General features: G+C 63.8%; 21 protein-coding genes. 14 read left to right on the forward strand and 7 right to left on the reverse strand.

Annotated elements, in window-relative coordinates:
- Position 1 precedes the first annotated feature (1 nt).
- Genes DVDV_RS01065 through DVDV_RS01075 form a run of 3 tightly spaced genes read left to right on the forward strand, consistent with a single transcriptional unit; the run spans position 2 to position 2,185 of the window.
- Positions 2-703, forward strand: coding sequence for a hypothetical protein (locus tag DVDV_RS01065; protein ID WP_075352884.1), 702 nt, complete (start codon positions 2-4; stop codon positions 701-703).
- On the forward strand, positions 700-1,467 hold the full coding sequence (cbiQ, locus tag DVDV_RS01070; RefSeq protein ID WP_075352885.1) for a cobalt ECF transporter T component CbiQ: 768 nt from the start codon (positions 700-702) through the stop codon (positions 1,465-1,467). The genes DVDV_RS01065 and cbiQ overlap by 4 nt, the downstream gene beginning before the upstream one ends.
- Positions 1,460-2,185 carry an energy-coupling factor ABC transporter ATP-binding protein gene (locus DVDV_RS01075; protein WP_075352886.1) on the forward strand — a complete coding sequence of 242 codons (726 nt, stop codon included), beginning with the start codon at positions 1,460-1,462 and terminating at the stop codon, positions 2,183-2,185. The genes cbiQ and DVDV_RS01075 overlap by 8 nt, the downstream gene beginning before the upstream one ends.
- Positions 2,186-2,433: 248 nt before the next feature.
- Here DVDV_RS01075 and DVDV_RS01080 read toward each other — a convergent pair whose 3' ends face one another.
- The 7 genes from DVDV_RS01080 to ileS are packed head-to-tail and all read right to left on the reverse strand — an operon-like array spanning position 2,434 to position 8,704.
- Positions 2,434-3,168, reverse strand: coding sequence for a protein phosphatase CheZ (locus DVDV_RS01080; RefSeq protein ID WP_075352887.1), 735 nt, complete (start codon positions 3,166-3,168; stop codon positions 2,434-2,436).
- Between the two features lie 6 nt (positions 3,169-3,174).
- A complete protein-coding gene (locus DVDV_RS01085; RefSeq protein ID WP_075352931.1) occupies positions 3,175-3,699 on the reverse strand; it encodes a PilZ domain-containing protein in 525 nt (174 codons plus the stop codon).
- A gap of 16 nt (positions 3,700-3,715) precedes the next feature.
- On the reverse strand, positions 3,716-4,159 hold the full coding sequence (locus DVDV_RS01090; protein ID WP_075352888.1) for an NIL domain-containing protein: 444 nt from the start codon (positions 4,157-4,159) through the stop codon (positions 3,716-3,718).
- Positions 4,160-4,183: 24 nt separating this feature from the next.
- Positions 4,184-5,143: a tol-pal system protein YbgF gene (gene ybgF / locus DVDV_RS01095; RefSeq protein ID WP_075352889.1), complete on the reverse strand. Its 960-nt coding sequence runs from the start codon at positions 5,141-5,143 to the stop codon at positions 4,184-4,186.
- Positions 5,140-5,370, reverse strand: coding sequence for a PLDc N-terminal domain-containing protein (locus tag DVDV_RS01100; protein ID WP_075352890.1), 231 nt, complete (start codon positions 5,368-5,370; stop codon positions 5,140-5,142). Before DVDV_RS01100 ends, ybgF begins: the two co-directional genes overlap by 4 nt.
- A 16-nt stretch (positions 5,371-5,386) precedes the next feature.
- Complete coding sequence (lspA, locus tag DVDV_RS01105; protein ID WP_075352891.1) at positions 5,387-5,878, reverse strand: signal peptidase II; 492 nt, start codon at positions 5,876-5,878, stop codon at positions 5,387-5,389.
- A gap of 3 nt (positions 5,879-5,881) precedes the next feature.
- Positions 5,882-8,704: an isoleucine--tRNA ligase gene (gene ileS / locus DVDV_RS01110; protein WP_075352892.1), complete on the reverse strand. Its 2,823-nt coding sequence runs from the start codon at positions 8,702-8,704 to the stop codon at positions 5,882-5,884.
- A gap of 234 nt (positions 8,705-8,938) precedes the next feature.
- Between ileS and carB the strand changes: the two genes are divergently transcribed.
- The 11 genes from carB (at position 8,939) to DVDV_RS01160 (ending at position 23,226) form a co-directional block, all read left to right on the forward strand.
- Positions 8,939-12,175 (forward strand): carbamoyl-phosphate synthase large subunit, encoded by a 3,237-nt coding sequence (gene carB, locus DVDV_RS01115; protein WP_075352893.1) that lies wholly within the window; start codon positions 8,939-8,941, stop codon positions 12,173-12,175.
- A 16-nt stretch (positions 12,176-12,191) separates the two neighbouring features.
- Positions 12,192-13,610, forward strand: a complete 1,419-nt coding sequence (gene purF / locus DVDV_RS01120; RefSeq protein ID WP_075352894.1) for an amidophosphoribosyltransferase — start codon at positions 12,192-12,194, stop codon at positions 13,608-13,610.
- Positions 13,611-13,617: 7 nt separating this feature from the next.
- Positions 13,618-13,977, forward strand: coding sequence for a hypothetical protein (locus DVDV_RS01125; RefSeq protein ID WP_075352895.1), 360 nt, complete (start codon positions 13,618-13,620; stop codon positions 13,975-13,977).
- A 406-nt stretch (positions 13,978-14,383) separates the two neighbouring features.
- Entirely contained in the window at positions 14,384-15,712 is a 1,329-nt protein-coding gene (locus tag DVDV_RS01130; RefSeq protein ID WP_075352896.1) for a (Fe-S)-binding protein, read from the forward strand.
- Positions 15,712-17,772, forward strand: coding sequence for an FAD-dependent oxidoreductase (locus tag DVDV_RS01135; protein ID WP_075352897.1), 2,061 nt, complete (start codon positions 15,712-15,714; stop codon positions 17,770-17,772). Before DVDV_RS01130 ends, DVDV_RS01135 begins: the two co-directional genes overlap by 1 nt.
- Before the next feature lie 82 nt (positions 17,773-17,854).
- The gene (locus DVDV_RS23090; RefSeq protein ID WP_254845180.1) at positions 17,855-18,400 is read left to right on the forward strand and encodes an alkaline phosphatase family protein; all 546 of its coding nucleotides are present in this window, start codon (positions 17,855-17,857) and stop codon (positions 18,398-18,400) included.
- A complete protein-coding gene (locus tag DVDV_RS01140) occupies positions 18,364-19,680 on the forward strand; it encodes an alkaline phosphatase family protein (protein WP_254845181.1) in 1,317 nt (438 codons plus the stop codon). Before DVDV_RS23090 ends, DVDV_RS01140 begins: the two co-directional genes overlap by 37 nt.
- Positions 19,681-19,757: 77 nt before the next feature.
- Complete coding sequence (locus DVDV_RS01145) at positions 19,758-20,219, forward strand: MarR family winged helix-turn-helix transcriptional regulator (RefSeq protein ID WP_075352898.1); 462 nt, start codon at positions 19,758-19,760, stop codon at positions 20,217-20,219.
- A gap of 60 nt (positions 20,220-20,279) precedes the next feature.
- A complete protein-coding gene (locus tag DVDV_RS01150) occupies positions 20,280-21,518 on the forward strand; it encodes an MFS transporter (RefSeq protein WP_075352899.1) in 1,239 nt (412 codons plus the stop codon).
- Between the two features lie 83 nt (positions 21,519-21,601).
- Complete coding sequence (locus DVDV_RS01155) at positions 21,602-22,627, forward strand: aldo/keto reductase (RefSeq protein ID WP_075352900.1); 1,026 nt, start codon at positions 21,602-21,604, stop codon at positions 22,625-22,627.
- Complete coding sequence (locus tag DVDV_RS01160; protein WP_075352901.1) at positions 22,624-23,226, forward strand: phosphoribosyltransferase family protein; 603 nt, start codon at positions 22,624-22,626, stop codon at positions 23,224-23,226. The genes DVDV_RS01155 and DVDV_RS01160 overlap by 4 nt, the downstream gene beginning before the upstream one ends.
- Positions 23,227-23,311 lie beyond the last annotated feature (85 nt).

The following is a 23,311-nucleotide window of genomic DNA, read 5'->3' on the forward strand; positions in this document are numbered from 1 at the left end:
TATGTCCCGTTTGTTTCCGCGTCTCCCGGCCTTTGTCTGGGCGGCGATCCTCTTCGTCGTCTCGGCCGGGCCGGCCCAGGCCCACCGGGTCAACGTGTTTGCCTATGTCGAAGGGGATGACGTGGTGGTGGAGTGCAGCTACAACCGCACCGACCGTGTGCGCTTTGGCGACATCGAGGTTGCCAACGCGGCCACGGGTGCGCTGTATCTGACCGGAAAAACCGACGAGAAGGGCTCTTTCCGTTTCCCGGTGCCGCTTGCAGCCCGGGCGGCCAAGGCTGACCTGCGCATCGTTTTGCGGGCCGGCGAGGGCCATCAAAACGAAGGGGTGGTCAAGGCTGCGGAATACCTGGCCGTAGCGCCGGTTGCAGTTGTGACGACGCCAGCCACGGTTGCGGCATCACCGGTCCCAACCACCAGCCCGGATGCGCCTACCGTTGCCGGGAAACCGGCCCAGACCCCGCCGGCCGCAGCGCCTGTCGCCCTCCAGGCCGGCCCGCCGGTGGTCGCCCTGGATCCGGCCGCCCTGGAAGCCATCGTCGAAGCGGCGGTCGAAAAAAAAATCGCGCCGCTTCGGGCCATCCTGGTGCGTGAAGAGGAGAAAGGACCTGGGCTGACGCAAATCATTGGCGGTATCGGCTGGCTGGTCGGTCTGGCCGGCATTGCCGCCTATTTCGGCAGCCGGAGACGTCCCGGCGCATGATCGACGACCAACTTGCCACTGGAACCTCGCCCATCCACGGGCTGGACGCCCGCTGCCGGCTGGCGGCCTGCCTGCTCCTGTCCGTTGTTGCCGCGCTGGCCCAAAACCAGCAGACCGCGCTGGTCATTCTCGCCGCCGGGCTGCTCCTGACCGCCCTGTCCGGGGCCTCGTTTGGGGCTGTGCTGCGCCGGGCGGCAGCCATCAATGTCTTCATCCTGTTTCTCTGGCTCTTTGTTCCGCTTTCCACCCCCGGGGTGCCGCTGTGGCAAGGGTTTGGCCTGACCATCAGCCGGCAGGGCGTCTCCCTGGCCTGGCTGGTGACGCTCAAGGCCAATGCGGTTTTTTTCTGCGTCCTGTCACTGTTGGCCACCATCCCGGCCCCGGCCCTGGGGCGGGCCATGACCGCCCTTGGGGTCCCGGCCAAATTTTCCTTTCTGTTTGTCTTTACCTACCGCTATCTCCACGTCATTGCAGAGGAATATGACCGGTTGGTGACTGCGGCCCGCTTGAGGGGCTTTGTCCCGGCAACGGACGGGCGCACCTATCGCACCTATGCCGCCCTGGTCGCCATGGTTCTGGTGCGCAGCTACGACCGGTCCCAGCGCGTCTATCAGGCCATGCTGCTGCGGGGGTTCACCGGGCTTTTTCCGTGCCTCAACCGGTTTCGGGCCGGTCGCCGGGATATGCTCTTTCTTCTTGCCGCCGGGGCCGTGGCCGGGCTTGCGGCCTTTCTCGAAGTACGGGCCAGGAGTGGGAATGTCTGAACCGTTACTTGAACTGTCGCAGGTGTCTTTCACCTATCCGGGAGCGGCGGGCGCCGTGCTGGAAGCGTTGGATTTGCGCTTCGAGGCCACGCAGCGCATCGGGCTTTTCGGACCAAACGGGTCGGGCAAGACCACGCTGCTCCATGTGATCATGGGGCTTTTGCGCCCCCAGTCCGGCATGGTGCGGCACAAAGGGCGGGAAGTGGCGACCGAGCGTGATTTCCGGGAGGTGCGGCGCAGCATCGGCATGTTGCTGCAAAACGCCGACGATCAGATTATTTACCCGACCGTCCTTGACGACGTGGCCTTCGGACCCCTCAACCGGGGCCTGCCCGGCGAGGCTGCCCGGGAATTGGCCGAACAGACCCTGGCCATGCTCGGCCTTGAGGGCTTCGGCGACCGGCTGGCCCATCGCCTGTCCGGCGGCGAAAAAAAACTGGTGTCCCTGGCCGGGGTCCTGGCCATGGAGCCTGATGCCCTGCTTCTGGACGAACCGACCGGGGGGCTTGATCCCGCCACCCGGGAACGGCTGGTCGAAATTCTGGAGCGTCTCGGCAAACCCATGATCATTATTTCCCACGATTGGGATTTCCTGGCCCACGTGACCGACACCTACTATTCCATCGGAAACGGCCGCCTGATCCGCAACCCGGATCTCATCCTGCACCGCCATGTCCACGGCCACCCCATGGGCGACCACGAGCATCATCATCACTAGAGCGATCTGTTTTCCCGGTTTCGTCTTCGCCGGCCATGTCCCCTCTGCCGCGGCCAGCGGCAGGGCAGGGGGAAAGATACCAAAACGGTCCTGTGCTTGGCTTGGCGCCTGAAGCGGGAGCAAAGCGCGAGGCAGGCACCGGATGGGACATTCCGGACGCAGGGATACCAACGCAAAGGGCGCGCTGCCGGGAAAAGCCACGGCAGCGCGCCCTTGAGGCACGGGGTCAGGGTTGCCGGACCGCTGCGCTAGTCCAGGCCGAGCTGGGCCAGCAGATCGTCCACCGAGCCCTGCTGGGTGTCCATTTGCGGTCCCTTGAGGTCGGAGACCTTCTGCCTGGCTTCGGCCTTGAGGTCTTCGATGTCGCGATCAGGCGCTTCGGCTTGGGCCCGGATTTGCAAGCCGGTGGAGAGATAGAGCTCAAGAACGATCTGTTCGACCTTCTTGATGGCCGAAATGATGCGCTTGATACGCTGTCCGGTCAGGTCCTGGAAGCTCAGCGTGGTCATGATGCGCATCAGGTCTTCACCCAGGGCATCGTTGGCCGCCTGCAGCTTGGCCACATCTTTGGGGCCGGCATAACCGCCGGGGAGTCCGGCCAGCACCGAGGCCGATTCGGCTTGCAGGTCCATGTGCTTCTCGACGATGTCCATGATCTCGGTGGTGGCCGATTCCGTGGTCTGCAGAATGTTGTCGAGTTGCTGGGCGGCTTCCTGAAAGAGCTGGTCAGCCTGCTGCCTGTCTCCGGCGCTCGGTTCGCTGTCGTGCTTGGCCGCCTGCATGATTTCTTTGTAGATATCCTGCAGGCCGGTGCGCATTTCATCGTTTAAGCGTTTGTGAAACTCGCTTTCCAGAAGGGCCCGGGAGAGTGTCCGGGCCACTTCCCGTTCGATGGTGGCACCGATGCTTTCCCGCAGGTCGGGCACCACTTCCTGGACGATTTTTTCAAGCAGCCGGTCGAGCAGTTCGTCGTCATTAACCATACGGCATCAGTCCCACTTTTTTCCGCGAAGATCGTCGCGTTGGCTTTGGAAGACGAATTGCACGATGCTTTCCAGGTCGCGTTCCCGGATGCGCGTGAAATCAAGAGCGTAAATGGCCGTGCCGTCAACCTCGTCGCAGCGGATGATCCGCCCCATGGCCCCGGACAGACGCATGGGAAAGCGCGACAGTACAATAACGGCTTCCACCGGCTGATCCAGGGGCAACTCGTTTGGAGTCGAAAACCGCACTCCGGCTCCGCTTATCTCCACGATATCCATGAGGACTGGAAAGTCAGCTTCGAGCAGATCGCGGTTTTGTATGGACAGCAGCATGTCGAGCTTGGAATTGATGGTGCTCAGCATCGCATAGAGCGGTTCGCTCATGCCGGTGTCGCGTGGGTCCACACTGCAAATCGTCGACCCCATAGGTGGCGAATCCCGATAGAGCGGTACTTCTTCGGTGTCTGGCAAGAGTCGCAGATGGCCGCGAAGGCGCGTGGGGATGCGCATGTAGGAGCGTTTTTCTTCCACGGCAGACACCTCGTTGTTACATGACGCCGTTTTCGAGCAACATCTCCATGGCCTTTACCGGACAGACCTTGGTGCACATGCCGCAGGCCGAACAGGTTTCGCTGTCAAACTCCACCAGTCGGGTTTCGATGTTAAGCGACAGGGCTCTGGTCGGGCAAAGGGCCGTGCACATGCCGCAATGAAAGCAGCTGTCTTCATCGCGGGAGATGCGTTGGGCCACCGGGGCCACGCCGATGCCGTGCTCCTTGAGGTAGTCGACGCCGCGCTGGTAGGCATCCCTGGGACCGGTGATCTCAATGGTCATCTGTCCTTCCTGGCGCGGCGTGATCTGGGCGCGCAGGATGCTGAAACCCAGGCCGTGCAGCCGGGCCAGATCGCAGACCAGCGGCTTGCCCGAGGCTTCGGGAGGAAAGGTCAGATAGACAACCTTGCGGTATTGCTTGTCTTGTGTCGTATCCATGAAAACGGTCGCTCCTGGCCGGCGCTACTTGGGCATCATGGTTTTGGCCCGGGCAGCGAAGGCGGAATCCGGGTATTTGTCGATGACTTCCTTAAACGACAACTTGGCCGCGCCGGCATTGCCGAGCTTGGAGAAGGCCACGCCGCGTTTGAACAGGGCGTCGGCATGTTTGGCGCTCTTGGGATATTTCTCGATGACTTCCTGGTAGGCCAGGGCGGCATTGGCGAAATCCCCGAGCTGGAAATAACATTCCCCGGTCCAGAACATGGCATTGGGCATCAGCGGGCTGGTCTTGAAGTTGCGGGCGAACTCCTGAAAAATTCCCAGCGCCTGCTGGTACTGGCGGGCATTGAAGCTGGTGAGGCCCTTGGCATAGACCGCGTCGGCCGGGCTTTGCGCTTCAGACACGGCCGGCGGGGCGATGTTGCCGCTTGGAGCCGGCGGCGGGACCTGGGCCGGAGCCTGGGGGGCTGCGGCATAGCCCGAGGGATTGTACGGCGGAATGGGTTCATCCGCATCGTCGCCGCCCTGGGCGGCTTGGCCGCCGTAACCGGCTTGGGGCTGGCCGTATCCGGGCTGGGGAGCGGCGGCGTACCCGGTCTGCGGTGCCTGGGCTCCATAGCCGGCCTGGGGGGCCATGGCCCCTTGGCCGTAGCCGGGCTGGGCCGCCGGGGCGGCTGCGCGGGCACCCCCGGCGTCAATGTCAATGGCCAGCTGGGAGGCCATGCGGCTGACCTGGCCTTCCAGGCGGGAGACGCGGCCGGACAGTTCCGGGTCCTGCCGGTTGTGCTCCACCTGCTGGGTCAGCTCCTCGATCTTGGCATTTAAGCGACGAACTTCACCCTTGGTATTTTCCAGTTCGGCCCACATGTCGGCCGGGGTATTGAGCGGTGACGGGGCCTTGGGAGCCGGCGCGCAACCGCCGATCAGCGCTGCGAGCAGGGCGGCGGCCAGGGCCGCGGGTTTGGCGTGACAGGGCTTCATGACAGCTTGCGACCTCGCTTGCGTCCCCAGATAAAGTAGATAACCCCTCCCAGCACGGGCACGAAAATGGCCAGGAGGAACCAGAACATCTTCTCCAGGTGAGTGGGAAACTCCCTGTGGAAGCTGTGCCATATCGCAATGAAATTGGGAAGGATAGGCAGGGCCAAAAGTCCGAAGAGAAGAGCCAGCTGACCCGGCGTCATGGCCGGCAATTCAGGCAGAATCATGTGCGTCCTCGCGAAGTTAGGAGCCGGCCATCGGGCGGCGCAGGCGATAAAAAGCCACCAGAAGACCAAGCGACCCCAGGAATATGGCAATGTCGGCCACGTTAAAGGCCGGCCAGTGGTAACTTTTCCAGTAGAAGTCCAGGAAATCGACCACCTCGCCGGTCTTGATGCGGTCAATGAGGTTGCCGATGGCCCCGCCGAGGATAAGCCCAAGGCCGATGATAAGCAGCTTGTCGTCGTCCCGGGCCATGCGCAGCAGATGCATGATGATAAGCACGGCCAGGGCCGTGGCCGCGAAGAAGAAGTAGGTCTGCCACTGGATGTCCGAGCGGTTGAGAAAGCCAAAGGCCGCACCGCGGTTGAGCACATGGACAATGTTGAAAAAGCCCGGAATGACCGTTCTGGTCGTATAAAGCACCAGATGGTCCTGTATCCAGAGCTTGGTGACCTGATCGAGCAGGATGATGGCAGCGGCCACAGGCAGCGCCAGTTTATAGCTCAAACGCATGGTCTACATACCCTCTGCGGCCAAAACCGCGGCGCAACGCGGACACAGGTCGGGTGACTGCGGTCCGGCCATTTCTTCACTGTACAACCAACACCGGGCGCACTTTTCCCCAGCGGCCCGGGATACCCCGACAAAGGCCTTGGCAATGGTTTCGCAGGCCACGGCATCGGCCGGGGCAGCCGCAGCCGGCATAAGCGTCACCTTGGACACAATGAACACTTCGCGCAGATCCATGCCGAGGCTTGAAACGGCCTCCAGCACGTCGTCCGGCAGATACAGGACCACGGTCGTCTCCAGCGAATGGCCCACCTCGCCGGCCTTGCGCCGGGGTTCGATGGCCCGGGTGACCTCGCCGCGAAGGGCCAGGACCATCTCCAGCCGTTCCCGGCTGGCCTCGTCCAGGAGCCAGGAACCGGCATCGACCGGAGGCAGGGTGAAGACCGAATCCCCATCGCCGCGCTGGCACACCGGGGTGTGGCGGAACACCTCTTCCGCGGTAAACGACAGGATCGGGGCCATGTCCCGCAACAACAGCAGCAAAATACGCCACAGGGCCGACTGGGCCGAGCGGCGTTCCAGCGAGTTCGTCGCTGAAACGTAGAGGCGGTCCTTTAAGATGTCGAGATAAAAGGCGGACAAATCCGTGACGCACTGGTTGTGCAGCGTATGGAAGACCTTGTGGAACTCATAGAGGCCATAGGCTTCGGCCATACGGGCATGGCCCCGGGCCACGATGTCCAGGGCAAAGCGGTCAAGGGGCAGCATGGCCTCGGGCGCGATGGCGTTTGCCGCCGGATCGAAGTCGGCCAGATTGCCGAGGATGAACCGGCAGGTGTTGCGGATGCGGCGATAGGCCTCGACCAGACGGGCCAGGATCTCGTCGGAAATGCGGATATCGTCGCGGTAATCCACCGCCGACGTCCACAGGCGAAGGACCTCAGCCCCATGCTTGTCGATGATTTCCTGGGGTTCCATGCCGTTGCCAAGGGACTTGGACATCTTGCGGCCATCGCCGTCGACCACGTAGCCGTGGGTCAGAACCTGGCGGTAGGGGGCCTGTCCGCGTGTGCCCATGGCAGCCAAAAGCGAGCTGTGAAACCAGCCCCGGTGCTGATCCGAGCCTTCCAGGTACATGTCGGCCGGAAATCCCAGTTCCGGCCGTTTTTCCAGCACAGCGGCAAAGCTCGTACCGGAATCGAACCACACGTCCAGGATGTCGGTTTCCTTGCGAAAATGGCTGCCGCCGCACTGGGGGCAGGTCAGCCCGGCCGGCACGATGTCGGCCAGTTCGGCCTCGAACCAGTAATCGCAGCCGCGCTCGTGGTCGGCGAACTTCCCGGCCACCGAATGCATCCAGGCTGCGTCGTTGTAGGCCGCGTCGCAGGACTCGCAGATAAGGGCCAAAATCGGCACGCCCCAGGTCCGCTGGCGCGAGATGCACCAGTCCGGGCGAAAAGCGATCATGTTGTGGATGCGTTCCTTGCCCCAGGCCGGAATCCACTCCACATCGTTTTCAATGGCGGCAAGGGCCTTCTGGCGCAGTTCGCCGGCGTCCATGGAAATGAACCACTGGGTGGTGGCCCGGAAAATCACCGGTTCCTTGCAGCGCCAGCAGTGGGGATAGGAGTGCTTGAGTTTTTTTAATGCCAGCAGATGCCCGACTTCGGTGAGCTTCTCGATCACTTTCGGATTGGCTTCCCAGACCGTGAGCCCGGCGAAATAGGGCACCACGTCAAGAAAGCGGCCGGCGTCGTCCATGGGCGAGAGGATGTCCAGGCCATAGCGCAGGCCGGTGTCGTAGTCCTCGCGGCCGTGGCCCGGGGCGGTGTGGACCAGGCCCGTGCCGGTGTCCAGGGTGACATAGTCGGCGGTGACGATGGGAGACGGGCGGTCGTAAAAGGGATGGCGGGCAGCCAGGCCTTCCAGGGACGCACCCGGAGCCTCGCCCAGGATGGCGGCATCGGTCCAGCCGAACAGTTCGCGAACATTTTCAAGGAGCTCCCGGGCCAGGATATACTGCCCGTCGCCGGCCGCAACCAGGACGTAGTCGAACTCCGGGTGCACGGCCACGGCCATGTTGTCCGGCAGCGTCCAGGGCGTGGTGGTCCAGATGACGGCATAGGTTTTGGCCGGGTCGGCCATGGGGAAAACGTCTTTCACCTTGGGATCGGGCAGGGGAAAACGGACAAAGACCGATGGCGAGGTTTCGTCGGCGTATTCCACCTCGGCCTCGGCCAGGGCGGTCTGGCAGGACAGGCACCAGTGGATGGGCTTTTTGCCCCGGTAGACCGAACCGCGCTCCACGAAATCGCAAAGGGCTGTGGCCGTGGCCGCCTCATAGGAGGGGCGCATGGTCAGATAGGGATCGTCCCAGTCGCCAAAGACCCCCAGGCGTTTGAATTCCTTGCGCTGGATATCGACGAATTTCGTCGCGTAGTCCCGGCACAGCCGGCGCACGGTGACGGCCGGCAGGTTGGTCTTGCCCTTGGCCTTGAGCTCCTGGGACACCTTGTGCTCGATGGGCAGCCCATGGCAGTCCCAGCCGGGCACGTAGGGGGCTTGAAAGCCGGCCATATGGCGCGACTTGACGATGATGTCCTTTAAAATCTTGTTGAGCGCATGGCCCATGTGCAGGTGGCCGTTGGCATAGGGCGGGCCGTCGTGCAGGATGTAGCGGGGGGCGCTTTCCCGGTCGGCGACCATGCGGCGGTAAATGTCGCTTTCGGCCCAGAATTTGAGGGTTTCCGGCTCCTTTTCCTTGAGATTGGCCTTCATGGGAAAGGAGGTCTGGGGAAGCTTGAGGGTCTTTTTATAATCGCTGCTCATGGAGTGTCCTTGCGCTATTTCCGGCTTCCGAACGACGCCGGAGAAACAGGCTTTTTGAAACAAGGCGGGCGGGAAGTCAAGAAAGGGAGCCGGCCTGGCTCCTGCAGCTGGCCTGTCCGAAACCGGCGGCTGCCCGGTCTCGGTGCAAAACCCTTGCCCAATGGGGCGAAGTGGCATATCCCTGTGCGGTTCCGCTTACATCGTTTCACCCTCTAAAAAAACACACCCACGCCCATGCCCAAACGGACGGACATTAAAAAAATCATGATCATCGGCTCGGGGCCCATTGTCATTGGACAGGCCTGCGAGTTCGACTATTCCGGGTCCCAGGCTGCCAAAGCCCTCAAAGAAGAGGGCTACGAAGTGGTCCTCGTCAATTCCAACCCCGCCACCATCATGACGGACCCGGGACTGGCCGATCGCACCTACATCGAGCCGATCGAGCCGGGGACCGTGGCCCGGATCATCGCCCGGGAAAAGCCTGATGCGCTCTTGCCGACGCTCGGCGGGCAGACGGGCCTCAATACGGCGGTGGCCCTGGCCGAGTCCGGCGTTTTGGCCGAACACGGCGTGGAGCTTATCGGCGCGTCCCTGGACGTGATTAAAAAGGCCGAATCCCGGGATCTGTTCCGCAACGCCATGGCGAATATCGGGCTGAAGATTCCGCAAAGCGGCATCTGCCACACCATGGACGACGTGCGTGAGTGGGGCAAGAAGATTCCCTTCCCCATCATTGTGCGCCCGGCCTTTACCCTGGGCGGCACCGGCGGCGGCGTGGCCTACAACCAGGAAGACCTGGAAACGATTTCCGCAGTCGGTCTGGCCGCCAGCATGAAAAGCGAAATCATGCTGGAACGCTCGGTCATCGGCTGGAAGGAATTCGAGCTCGAGGTGATGCGCGACCGGGCCGACAACTGCGTCATCATCTGCTCGATTGAAAACATCGATCCCATGGGCGTGCACACCGGCGATTCCATCACCGTGGCCCCGGCCCAGACCCTCACCGACGACGAATATCAGATGATGCGAAACGCGGCCATCGCCATCATGCGCGAGATCGGCGTGGAAACCGGCGGCTCCAACGTCCAGTTTGCCGTCAATCCGGCCGACGGCGAGATGTTCATCATCGAGATGAACCCCCGCGTGTCGCGCTCCTCGGCCCTGGCCTCCAAGGCCACCGGCTTTCCCATCGCCAAGATCGCGGCCAAGCTGGCCGTCGGCTATACCCTCGACGAGATTCCCAACGACATCACCCGCGAGACCATGGCCTCCTTCGAGCCGACCATCGACTACTGCGTGGTCAAGATTCCGCGGTTCACTTTTGAGAAATTCCCCGGCTCGGAAGACTATCTCACCACGGCCATGAAGAGCGTGGGCGAGGCCATGAGCATCGGCCGCAATTTCAAGGAAGCCATGCAAAAAGGCCTGCGCTCCCTGGAAATCGGGGCCACGGGCTTTTCCGCGCTGACCGGCGTGTGCGAGGCCGACCGGGAGCAGGTGCTGGCCGATCTGCGCAAGCCCAATTCCCGCCGGCTCTTCCAGGTGCGCGAAGCCATGCGCTGTGGCGTCTCCCTCGAAGACATCTTCGATGCCACCTGGATTGATCCCTGGTTTTTGCGCCAGCTCAAGGAAATCGTGGACATGGAAGGGCAGTTGGCCGTTTTCCCGAAAGAGAAGATCGCCGCGACCAATGCCGAGTGCCGCGAACTGGTCCTGGCCGCCAAGAAAAACGGCTTTTCCGATCCGCAGATTGCCTCCCTGTGGGGCATGGCCTCAAGCCTGGAGGCCCGCAAGCTGCGAAAAGACATGGGCATCAATCCGACCTACTATCTGGTTGATACCTGCGCCGCGGAATTTGAAGCCTACACTCCGTATTACTATTCGACCTACGAAACCGGCCGCGAAGTGGCTCCCAAGGCCGCCCGCAAGGTCGTCATCCTCGGTGGCGGCCCCAACCGCATCGGCCAGGGCATCGAGTTCGACTACTGCTGCTGCCACGCCTCCTACGCGCTGCGCGAGATGGGCGTGGAATCCATCATGGTCAACTCCAACCCCGAAACCGTGTCCACCGACTACGACACCTCCGACCGCCTGTATTTTGAGCCGCTGACCTTTGAAGACGTGCTCAACATCATCGAGGTCGAAAAGCCCGAAGGCATCATCGTCCAGTTCGGCGGGCAGACCCCGCTCAATCTGGCTGTGCCGCTGTTAAATGCCGGGGTGCGCATCCTTGGCACCTCGCCGGACAGCATCGACCGGGCCGAGAACCGGGAACGCTTCCAGGCCATGCTGCAAAAGCTGGGACTGCGCCAGCCGGCCAACGGCACGGCCTTTACCGTGGAAGACGCTGCCGTCATTGCCGACAAGATCGGTTATCCCGTGGTGGTGCGCCCCTCCTATGTGCTCGGCGGCCGGGCCATGGAGATCGTCTACGACCGGGCCGACCTTGAGAACTACTTCAAGGTGGCCGTGGTGGCCTCGGGCAAGCACCCCATCCTCATCGACAAGTTCCTGGTCAACGCCATCGAGGTGGATGTGGACGCCGTGTGCGACGGCACCGACACCTACGTGGCCGGCGTCATGGAACACATCGAAGAGGCCGGCATCCACTCCGGTGATTCGGCCTGCGTCCTGCCGCCCCACAGCCTTGATCCGGCGCTTATTCAAGAGATCGAACGCCAGACCCAAGCCCTGGCCAATGAGCTTGCGGTCGTTGGGCTCATGAACATCCAGTTCGCGGTCAAAGACGGCGACATCTATATCCTGGAAGTCAATCCCCGGGCCTCGCGCACCTCGCCCTTCGTGTCCAAGGCTACGGGCGTGCCCCTGGCCAAGCTCGCCACCAAGGTCATCATGGGCGGCAAGCTCAAGGACATCAATCCCTGGGCCGAGCGCAAATCCGGCTACTATTCGGTCAAGGAATCGGTGTTTCCGTTTAACCGCTTCCCGGGCGTGGACGTGCTGCTCGGACCGGAAATGCGTTCCACCGGCGAAGTCATGGGCATCGACAAATCGGTCGGCCTGGCTTTCATGAAAAGCCAGCTCGGCGCGGGCCAGAACCTGCCCCAGTCCGGGACGGTGTTCATCTCCGTTGCCGACAATGCCAAGGACGACGTCTTGCCCGCCGCCCAGATTCTGAGCGAAGTGGGCTTCCGCATCATGGCCACCAAGGGCACGGCCGCCTACCTTGGCAGCAAGGGCATCGCCGTCACCCCGGTCATGAAGGTCTTCGAAGGCCGGCCCCACGTGGTCGACCATATGAAGAACCGGGAGATCGACCTCGTTATCAATCTCGTTTCCGACAAGCGCACCGTGCGCGATTCCATGACCATCCGTCAGACGGCCCTGCTGTACGGCATCCCGTACACGACCACGGCGGCCGGCGCCAAAGCCATGGCCCAGGCCATCCGCGAGATGGACGGGACAGGACTTACCGTCAAAAGCCTTCAGGAGTATTACGGGGACAACTAGCCCCGGGCGACGCACCATGAAAAAGGAATACTGCGGACTGTTCGGCATCTACGGCCACCCCGAGGCGGCCCGGATGACCTACTTCGGACTGTATGCCCTGCAGCATCGCGGGCAGGAGTCGGCCGGCATCGTCACCTGGGACGGCACCCGTATCCGCGAACAGCGCGGCATGGGGCTGGTGGCCGACGTGTTCAGCGAACGCCACCTGGGCAAGGAACTCAAGGGCACGGTGGCGGTGGGGCATATCCGCTATTCCACCACCGGCGCTTCGCTTTTGCGCAACTGCCAGCCGTTTCTGGTGCGCTTTGGCGACTACCATTTGGCCATCGCCCATAACGGCAACCTGGTCAACACCATGGAACTGCGTCAGGAACTGGAAGCCTCCGGCTCCATCTTCCAGACCACCATCGACTCCGAGGTGTTCGTCCACCTCATTGCCAAGTACTTAAACGGCCATTCCCTGGAGGAAGCCGTCATCATGGCCTGCAACAAGGTCAAGGGCGCGTACTCCATCCTGCTTCTGGCCAATGACAAGATCATAGCCGTGCGCGATCCCCACGGCATCCGGCCGCTCATGCTCGGCCGCATGGGCGACGCCTACGTGCTGGCCTCCGAGACCTGCGCCTTTGACCTCATGGAGGCCGAGGCCATCCGGTCGGTGGCCCCGGGCGAGATGCTCGTCATCCAGGACCGCCGGCTCCAGTCCTATCGCATCTGCGATCCCCAGCCCGTTCGCCAGTGCATTTTCGAGCTGGTTTACTTTGCCCGGCCCGATTCGGAAGTCTTTGGCGAGGTGGTCTACGAACGGCGCAAGCATATGGGCTCCATCCTGGCCCAGGAAGCGCCGGTCGACGCCGACTACGTCATGCCGTTCCCGGACTCCGGGTTCTATGCCGCCATCGGCTATTCCCAGGCCTCGGGCCTGCCCTTTGAAATGAGCATGGTGCGCAACCATTACGTGGGCCGCACCTTCATCCAGCCCTCCCAGGACATGCGCGATTTCAGCGTGCGGGTGAAGCTCAATCCGGTCAAGAGCATGATCAAGGGCAAGCGCATCCTCATTGTCGAGGATTCCATCGTGCGCGGCACCACGATCCGCACCCGGGTCAAGCGTCTGCGCGAACTCGGCGCCCGCGAGATCCACATGCGCGTCTCCTGCCCGCCCATTCGCTTCCCGTGTTTTTACGGCATTGATTTCTCCTCCAAGGGAGAACTCATCGCCGCCCACCAGTCCGTGGACGATATCGCCCGCTTCATCGGCCTTGATTCGCTCCATTACCTGAGCATCGAGGGCCTGCTTGAAGCCGTGCATTGCAAAAGCGGCCAGGAGCCGCCGTACTGTCTGGCCTGTTTCGACGGCCAGTACATTATCCCGCCGTGCGGCGAGGGCCTGAAGACGTGCCTCGACGATGTGTCGGTGGCCCTTTCCTGGTAGATCGCCCATGGCTTTTGACATCAACAATACCCTGGCGTCGGCCAAAGACAAGTCGCTGTCCAAGCTGCTCTTGTCCGCTGCCAAGCCGTTTCTGCGCGAATACGGCGAAGTGGTGGCCCTTTGTATCGACAGCAGCGCCCGGACGCTCACAATGGAAGTGCTCCCTGTGGGCGAGCGCGAGACCATTGGGGTGGAGTTGACCGGCTACAAGCTTGTCACCGACGAGACCGGACGCGGCTGGCTCACCTTTGAGCGGTTTTCCACCACCCGCCAGTGGCTGACCCTTGTGGCCGAAAAAGCCTTGCCCGAACGGCGGCTCAAGCTGCCTTCGGCCACGCCCATGGCCTTGCTCCAGACTATGTTGTAGACGGTTGGGGAGCATTGCGGAAAAAATGCCAAGGCGCATCGGGATACCCGGTGCGCCTTTTTTGTCGCCGTCTCGGCCGGACGCAACCGGTCACGAAGTGGCCAACGGGCGTGTCTGCCGGGAGCACTCTGCCGGCCGGCGCAGGCGCGTATTTTTATTTCCCCCATTTTCTTCCGTAAATTCAATCCGATTGCCCTTGTCCAGCCAAAGGGGCTGTCAATTGGCAATTTTAATTTAGTTTCCCGTATGTTAAGAATCCGTATCGGCGGATGTCAAGACCTGGAAAGAGACGTTCCGACACTGCTTTCCTCACGAAACCATTGGTGGCAGCAGACATCGGCCGACCCGGTCCTGGTGTCACTCTTTTTGCCGTCCCGGCCCGCAACGCCCAAGGAGACCGTCTGCCATGGAGCCTTTGGAACTCGCCGTCGCCTCGCCGGAGCCTAGAGACCGGCTGCAGGCCCTCGACGTCCGGTCGTGTCTCGGCTGCGGGGCCTGCGCCAGCGGCTGTCCCATTCCCGGCACGCCCGGCATGGAGGGCTTTGACCCCCGGGTGGCGGTGCGGCTTATAGCCATGGGCCGCGAGGCGGAAGTGGCGGCCTCGCCGTTTCCCTGGGTCTGCACCAGCTGCGGCCGGTGTTCCCATGTCTGTCCCATGGGCATCGACCTCACGGCTGTTTTCAGCCTGCTGCGCGGGCTGGTTCCCCGGTCCAAGGTCCCGGGGACGCTTGAGAAGGGCGTGGCCTCGGTGCTGGAGACCGGCAACACCCTGGCGATCCCCCTGGAAGACTTCCTCGATACCTTAAGCGACATCGGCGGCGAATTGGCCGAAGAGGAATGTCCCGGCTTTTACGTGCCCGTGGACAGCCCCGGAGCCGATCTGCTCGTGTTTCTCAATTCCAAGGAAGTGTTCGGCGATTTCGATGACCTCAAATGGTGGTGGCGCATCTTTTACAATGCCCGGGAGCGCTGGACCGTGCCGTCGCGTAACTGGGAGGCCGAGGACTGGGGACTTTTCACCGGCAATCCCGACGTCTCCCTGGTGCTGGCCCGGCGCAAGCTCGATCTCATGCGCAGCCTCGGGGCGGCCAGGCTGCTCATCCCCGACTGCGGCGGCGGTTCCTACGGCTGCCGCATGGGCCTGAAAACCTGCGCCCTGGAAGACCCTTCGCGCCAGGTCGATTCCCTGTATTTCTACGACTATCTGCTGGGACTGATCGATTCGGGCCGCATCCGTCTCGATCCGGCCCGCAATGCCGGGCGCACCTACGTCTGGCACGACGCCTGCAAACACGGCCGCGAACTGGAACGCCATTTCGGCAAAGGCTATTACGACGAGCCGCGCGCCATCCTCACGGCCTGCGTCGGACCGGACAATGTCGTGGCCATGGCTCCCGACCGGGCCAACAACTACTGCTGCGGGGCCGGCGGCGGCAACTGGCCCATGCCCTTTGAAAAGGAATCGGCTGCCCACGGCCGGTTCAAAGTGGCCCAGCTTGAAGCCTGCCGGGCCGATGTGGTGGTGGTCGGCTGCGCCAACTGCCGCGACCAGCTGCAAAAACGCCTGCCCCGGTTCTTTCCCGGCCGCTGTAACTACGAGGTCAAATACCTCTGGCAGCTCGTGGCCGAAACCATGATCGCCACTCCCTGGACCCCGGCCGAAATTGCCGCGGCCAAGGAACGCAGCCGGTTGCAAAACCAGCATTTTGAAGCCGAACTGGACGGAGGCTTTTGATGGACGCCAGCCAGCCTCTCCCCATCCTTGTGGCCGGCGGCGGCATGGCCGGCCTGCGGGCGGCCCTTGATCTGGCCGCGGCCGGCGGCAGCGTCGTTCTTGTTGAGGCCGGCACACGCCTGGGCGGCAGCCTGTCCCATGTCGCCACCCTGGCCCAGACCGGCCGGCCCATCCGGGATGAGCTCGACGCCCTGGTCGCAGACGTGCTGGAGAATCCGGGCATCACGGTCCGGCTGGGCCAGCGCCTGGAGTCCTTTGCCGGCCAGCCAGGGGAATTTCGCGCCGTGCTTGGCCGGCCAGGGGAGCAGGGCAGGGAGGAGGTCGCGGCCTCGTGCCTCATCCTGGCCATGGGCAGTGTTCCGTTTCATCCCGGCGGGCTCGATTTTCTGGGCCATGGCCTTATACCCGACGTGGTCACGAGCCTTGACGTGGAAGCCATGGCGGCTGGGGCAGGCGGCATCGTGCGTCCCTCCGACGGGGGGAGACCGCTGTCGGTTGCCTTCATCCAGTGCGTGGGGTCGCGAATGCTTGCGCCGGTCGAACGTCCGGTCTGCTGTGCGGCCTGCTGCGCCGTGAGCGTGCGCCAGGCCCTGGCCATGCCCCAGGCCCGGCGCACCATTTGCGCCATTGATCTGCGCACCCATGTGCCCGGCACCCAGGAGGCGCTCAATCAGGCCGAATCCGAGGGGCTGGCCGTGCGCTACGTCCGACCCCACACCCTGGAATCGGGTCCGGACGGTCGCGGGGTCAGCTTCCGTTTTGTCGATACGCAGGGCCTGGAATGCCGGGAGACCGTCGATCTGGTCGTCCTGGCTGTTGGCGTCGGGCTTTCCGCCGCAACTCGGGCCATGCTTGAGGCCTCGGGAGTGGCCACGGGGCGGCATGGCTTTGTGGCGACGCAACCGTTTGCTCCGGTGGCCACCAGCCGGCCCGGCGTGTTTGCGGCCGGCACGCTGCGCGGCCCGGCCGAGGCCTCCCTGGCTGTTGTCCAGGGATCGGCCGCCGCCCGGGAAGCCCTGGCTGCGGCTGGCCCCAAGACGGGGCAGGCCGGGGTGAAAACTGCCTTGGTTGTTGGCGGCGGAACAGCCGGTCTGGCCTGCGCCCTGAGTCTGGCCCGGTGCGGCCTGCCCGTGGCCCTGGTCGAGGCCACCGACCGCCTGGGCGGCAATCCGCGCAAGCATCCGACGGTCTGGAAGGGCCAGGAAACCCGGCAGGCCGTTGCCGCCATGGCCCAGGCAGCCCTGGATCACGCAAGCATCACGGTGTTGACCGGGACGCGGCTGGTTGGCCTGTCCGGCCAACCGGGCCTTTGGACCGGGAGCCTCGACACGCCGCAAGGCCGTTGCGACCTGGCCTTTGGCGCGGCCGTATTGGCTCTGGGCGGCAACGAAGCCAGGCCCGACGAGTATCTTCTCGGACGCGATCCCCGGGTCATGACCCAGCTTGAATTCGAGAACTGGCGGCGCTCCCATCCTGCGCCCGAAGACGCGCCGCAGTCCGTGGTTTTCATCCAGTGCGTCGGGTCGCGGCAACGCCACGGCTACACCGCCTGCGCCCGGGTGTGCTGCTCCCAGGCCCTGTGCGCCGCCGTGGACGTCAAGAAAAGCCGCCCCGACGCCCAGGTGGCTGTTTTCTACCGCGACATCACCGCCTACGGCGAGGCCGAGGACATCTACACCGAGGCCAGACGCCTGGGCGTGCTCTTTTTCCGCTATGATCCCCTTTGTCCTCCTCGGGTTGAGCGCTTGGGCACTGATCTGGCGGTGACCGGCGAGGACAGCCTCCTTGGGCGAGCGGTGCGGCTTCGTCCGGACCGGGTTGTCCTGGCTGTGCCGCTTGTGCCCACCGGCGTGGCTGAAATGGCGGCCCTGTTTGCCCTGCCGACCGATGGACTGGGATTTCTGTCGCCGGTCCATCCGGTGCTGTATCCGGTCGATCTGCCCCGGCCCGGCCTGTTTGCCGCCGGCCTGTGTCTTGGTCCCAAGCCCTTGGACGAGTCCGTGGCCGAAGCCCAGGCTGCAGCCATGCGGGCGGCGGTGTTTCTGGCCGGACGCACCTGAGGTCTGTCTGGGCAGGGGGGGGAATCCGTGCTAGAGCGGGGGAGAAGCGCGTCTCAAAACTGCAACGCACGGAATCCCGCCCATGAATCGCCCCAAGACTTTTGCCAAGGCCATTGTCCTTGGCATCGACGGACTCGATCCGGTGCTGTGCCGCCGGCTCATGGCCGCCGGCCGGCTGCCCCATCTGGCCCGGCTGGCCGCAACCGGCCGGTTCGCCGCCCTGGCCACGGCCAACCCGGCCCAGAGCCCGGTGGCCTGGACCTGCCTGGCCACCGGAGCCAACCCCGGCCAGCACGGCATTTTTGATTTTATCGTGCGCGCTCCGGGAACCTATCTGCCCCGATTGTCGCTCACCCGCCCCGGTCCGGGCGGCCAGCCCCAGCCGGCCTATACCTGCGAAACCTTTTTTGAAGTCGTTGCCAAGGCCGGACTGCCGGTGACCGCCGTCCGCTGGCCGGTCACCTATCCGCCGGCCTTTGCCGGGGTGACGACCCTGGCCGGCCTTGGCGCGCCCGACGTCAAGGGACGCCTGGGCAATTACGTGCACTATGCCGAGGAGGCCGGGGCTGCCGGGGGGGGCGCGGCAAGTTCGTGCCGGTGCGCTTGGCCGACGGTCGGGCCGTGGTGACCGTGGAAGGCCCCCTGGCTGTGGTGGCCGGCCAGAAGACGCCGGCCGTCGTGCCCTTGGAATTATTCGTGGACGAGGGCCGGCTGGCCTATGCTGTGTGCGGCCAGTCCGGCAGCCTTGAACCGGGAAGCTGGTCGCCGTATCTGACGCTCGATTTCGACGCCGGGGAGGGCCGCCGGGTGCGCGGGCTCACCCGGCTGTGGCTGGGAAGGCTCAGGCCGCTTGAACTCTACCTCGGCCCGGTCCAGGTCGATCCCGGCGCGCCCAACCTGCCCATTGCCGCGCCGGCCGGGTATGCGGCCGAACTGGCTGCCGCCCTGGGCGGGCCGTTTTCCACGCTCGGGATGCCCGAGGAAACCAAGGGGCTCACCGATGGGGTCATGACCGATGAGGCCTTTTTGGCCATGTGCGAGGATGTGACGCGTGAGCGCGAGGCCATGCTGGATTTTGAACTGGGCCGGTTCCGGGAAGGGCTGTTGTCTGTGGTTTTCGACACCTCCGACCGCATCCAGCACTGTTTCTGGCGGCTGGCCGATCCCGGCCACCCGCTCTATGACCCGGTCGAGGCCGCCCGCCTGGGGCCGGTTATCGACGACCACATGGTCCGCATGGACGCGGTGGTCGGCCGGACCATGGCCGCAGCCGGCGACGATACAGCCCTTTTTGTCTGCTCGGACCATGGTTTTTGTTCCTACACCCGGTCCTTGAATCTCAATGCCTGGCTGGTCAGCGAAGGCTACATGAAGCTCTCACCCCACGATCCGGCTGACAGCGGCGAACTCTTTCGCCATGTGGACTGGACAGGCACCCGGGCCTTTGCCCTGGGCTTTGGTTCGATCTGCCTCAATATCGCCGGCCGGGACCGGCAGGGCGTGGTGCCGCCGGAGAGGGCCGACGCCCTGGCCGGGGAGATCGCCAGCCGCCTGGAAGCGCTCAGCGATGGCGGGAACTCCCCGGTGGCCGCCGTCCATCGCAAGGCCGGCCTCTACCATGGGCCCCTGGCCGGGCAGGCTCCGGAGTTGGTCGTCGGCTGCCGCCCGCCCTACCGCGTGGCCTGGACATCGGCCATTGGCGGCACAGGGGGCGAGATTTTTACGGACAATCGCCAGAAATGGTCGGGCGATCACTGCGTGGACGCCTCGTTTGTGCCGGGTTCGTTGTTTGCAAACCTGCCCCTGGCCGCATCCGACGGGGTGGCCCAGACCCGGCTGGCGGCTACTGTCTGCCGCTCCCTTGGCCTGACGCCGGCGGCGCATATGGATGACGACTTGCTTGGGTAATGCAGCCATGCCCTTGACGCGACGCTTTTCCAGCCCTACTGTTTCGAAAACTAACTATTAGCGGTAAGGGTACTGCCATGGCCGACTCCCTAGACATCTGCGCCCGCGAATTGCTCGACGTCATGCCGCTGGTCATGCAGGATTTACGACGTACCATGCGCAGCCAGAGTGCGCCCGATCTGCGGGTGCCGGAACTGCGTAGTCTGGCCTTTTTGCGGCACAATCCCGGCTCCAATCTGACGGATCTGGCAGAGTACATCGGCGTTTCCCTGCCCTCCATGTCCAAACTGGTCGATACCCTGACCTTTCGCGGCTTTATCGAGCGCACCCCGGACGCCCAGGATCGGCGGCGGGTGCGCCTGGGGCTCACCGAGTCCGGGCTGGCCATATTGGCCAAGGCCCGGGAAGCGGTCAAAGCCTCCTTTGTCGCCAAATTGGCCAAGCTTGAGCCGCAGGATGTCGAACGCATCACGACCGGCATGAAACTGCTGCATTCCCTCTTTGCCCTTGCCCCGGACACCGACGTGGCAAACGGCTAACTATCCCCGACCAACCATACCGCCGCGGCAGCCCCCTGGCTGCCGCAGGTTTTACGAGCCATGGCCATCTCCCCGAACCCGACCGGCAGTCTGCTTTTACGGTCTTTTCGCCACCGCAACTTCCGGCTGTTTTTTGCCGGCCAGTTTATCTCGCTCACCGGCACCTGGATGCAGTCGGTGGCCGTGTCCTGGCTGGTCTACCGCCTGACCGGATCGAGCATGGCTCTGGGGCTGGTGGGCTTTGCCAGCCATATTCCGGTCTTCCTGTTCGGTCTTTTCGGCGGCTGTCTGGCCGATCGCGGCAACAAACGGGCCATTCTCATTGCAGCCCAGGCTGCGGCCATGCTGCAAGCCCTGGCCCTGGCCGCCCTGACCCTGTCCGGAACCGCCAACGTCTGGCTGGTTGTCTCGCTGGCCACGTTTCTGGGGCTGGTCAATGCCGTGGACATGCCCACCCGCCAGGCCTTTGTGGTGGATATGGTGGGACGCGAGGATCTGCACAACGCCATTGCGCTGAATTCCTCCATGTTCAACAGCGCCCGGGTCGTCGGCCCGGCCCTGGCCGGAGTGCTGGTAGCCGCCATTGGCGAGGGCTGGTGCTTTCTGGTCAACGGCCTCAGTTATCTGGCCGTCATCGCCGCCCTGGCCGCCATGCGCCTGCCCCCCTCCCAACCATCCTGCGGGTCCGGCTCGGTCTCGGGCCATGTCCGCCAGGGGCTGGCCTATGCCTGGGGCGACCGCAGCGTGCGTTCGATCCTGGGCAGCCTTATCATCACGAGCCTTTTCGCCTCGTCCTACATGGTGTTGTTGCCTGTGGTCGTTAATACGGTGCTCGGCCATGGGGCTCAGGCTCTCGGGTTTCTTATGGCTGCAACCGGGGTTGGCAGCGTGGCGGCCGCCTTGCTGCTGGCCCTTCGCCAGAAAAGCCGGGGGCTTTCGCGGTGGCGGATCGTTTCCGGCCTGGGCGTGGGACTGGTCATGGTGGCTTTCGCCTTTTCGCAGACGTTCTGGCTCTCGGTGTGCCTGTCAATGATCATGGGGTTCTGCCTGATCTTTTTCTTCGCCGCCTCCAACACGATGCTGCAACTGCGAAGCCCCGACGCCATGCGGGGCCGCATCATGTCCCTGTATTCCGTCACCCTGGTCGGCATGGCCCCCTTCGGTTCGCTGCTGGCCGGGGCCGCTGCCAGTCTTTTGGACGCGCCGACCACCATTGCCCTGGCCGGCGGCTTGTGCGTGGCCGGGGTGGCGCTTTCCACCATCCTGGACCGAGAGCCGGGGCAGGAGCGCCCGGCCTGACGCCCTGTTGACAACCACGCCATAGTGCGGCCAGACAACGGCTGGCACGCACAGCCGCTTCCACGCGGCAAAGGAGACGGACAATGCAGACGCGGACCCTGGGAAACACCGGCCTTGCCACCTCGGCCGTCGGCTTTGGCGGCATCCCCATCATCCGGCTGGGGCGCGACGAGGCAGCCGCCTTGCTGCGCCATGCCGTGGAGCGGGGCATCACCTTTTTCGATACCGCCAATCGGTACATGGACAGCGAAGAGAAGATGGGGCAGGCCTTTGCCGGCATCCGCGACAAGGTGGTCATTGCCACCAAGACCGGGATGCGCGGGGCCAAGGAAGCCCTTGAAGAGTTGGAACTGAGCCTTACGCGCCTCAAAACCGACTACATCGACCTGTACCAGCCGCATCAGGTCTCCAACCCCGAGGAATTTGCCACCTTGATGGGCCCTGGCGGAGCCATGGATGCCCTGGTCAAGGCCCGGGAACAGGGGAAGATCCGCCATATCGGCATCACCTCCCACAGCCTGGAAATGGCCCGCAAACTCGTGGCCACGGGTCTTTTCGCCACCATCCAGTTTCCCTACAACATCGTTGAGACCGAAGCGGCGGCGGAACTGTTTCCCGAGGCCCTGGCCAGGGACATGGGCATCCTGGTCATGAAGCCCTTTGCCGGCGGGATGCTCGACGACGGCGATCTGGCCCTGCGCTTTTTGCGCCGCCACCCCGACCTGCTCGTGCTGGCTGGTTGCGACACGGCGGAACAGGTGGATCAGGCTGTGGACGTCTTTTCCGGCGACTCGGTCTGGACCGAAGCGGATGCGGCCAAAGCCGAGGGCTATCGCCAGGAGTTGGGATCGCGGTTTTGCCGGCGTTGTGAATACTGCCAGCCCTGTCCCCAGGGCGTGCGCATCACCTACGCCATGATGTACCGGGTGGTGGCCAAGCGGATGTCTCCGGCCAAGGCCGTGAATTTTGCCGGCGCGACCATGGAGACGGTGCGCGAGTGCGTGGACTGCGGCGAATGCGCCACGCGCTGTCCCTACAATCTGCCCATCCCGGAGATGTTGCGGGAGTATCTGGCCCTGTACGACAGCCATCGGCAGGAGGCTCAGTGACCCCGGCCGGGCCGGCGCTGGCCGAACGTCTCTGGCAGGCCGGGGCGGTCACCGTCTCGGCCGAACCCATCACGCTCAAATCCGGGCGGGTGAGCCATGTCTATGTCTCACTGCGCCATTTCGTGTGCAATCCTGGCAATCTGAAGGGGCTTGGCGATGTGTTCGGGACGTGGCTTGGAGAGCGGCGACTGGCCCTTGGCAGTGTGTCGAGCCTGCTCTCGCCGGTCCTTTGCGGGGCCTTTGCGGCCCGCTTCGGCCTGCCGCTGGCCCTTTTCAGACCGGACACAGCAGAGAAAGGGCTGGCCGGGCAGGTGTTTGGCGGCGAGGCCGGGCTGCCGGTCGTGTTGCTCGACGACGTGCTCACTTCCGGCGGCACGGCCCTGGCTGCGGCCCGGGCCTTTGCCGGCCAGGGCCTGGGCGAGGTCTCGCTGTATGTCTTCGTGGACAAGCGGCCAACCGGAATGCGGGCGGCATTTACCCTGCCTGTGGCCGGGCTGCTGACGCTGACGGAACTGCTCGGCCACGGTCTGGCCGCCGGCCATATCACTGGTCCGGCCGTGGCCTGGGCTGAAGAGGAATTGGCTTTTTTGGAAGGGTGAGCGTGCCTTCGCAAGACTATTTCAGTGTTGCGAAGGGTTGCTTAATGCAGTGCCTTGCCTTTTGCAAATCCAAGGAAATGCCGCC

Source organism: Desulfovibrio sp. DV (assembly GCF_001936595.1).
Lineage (GTDB): Bacteria > Desulfobacterota > Desulfovibrionia > Desulfovibrionales > Desulfovibrionaceae > Solidesulfovibrio.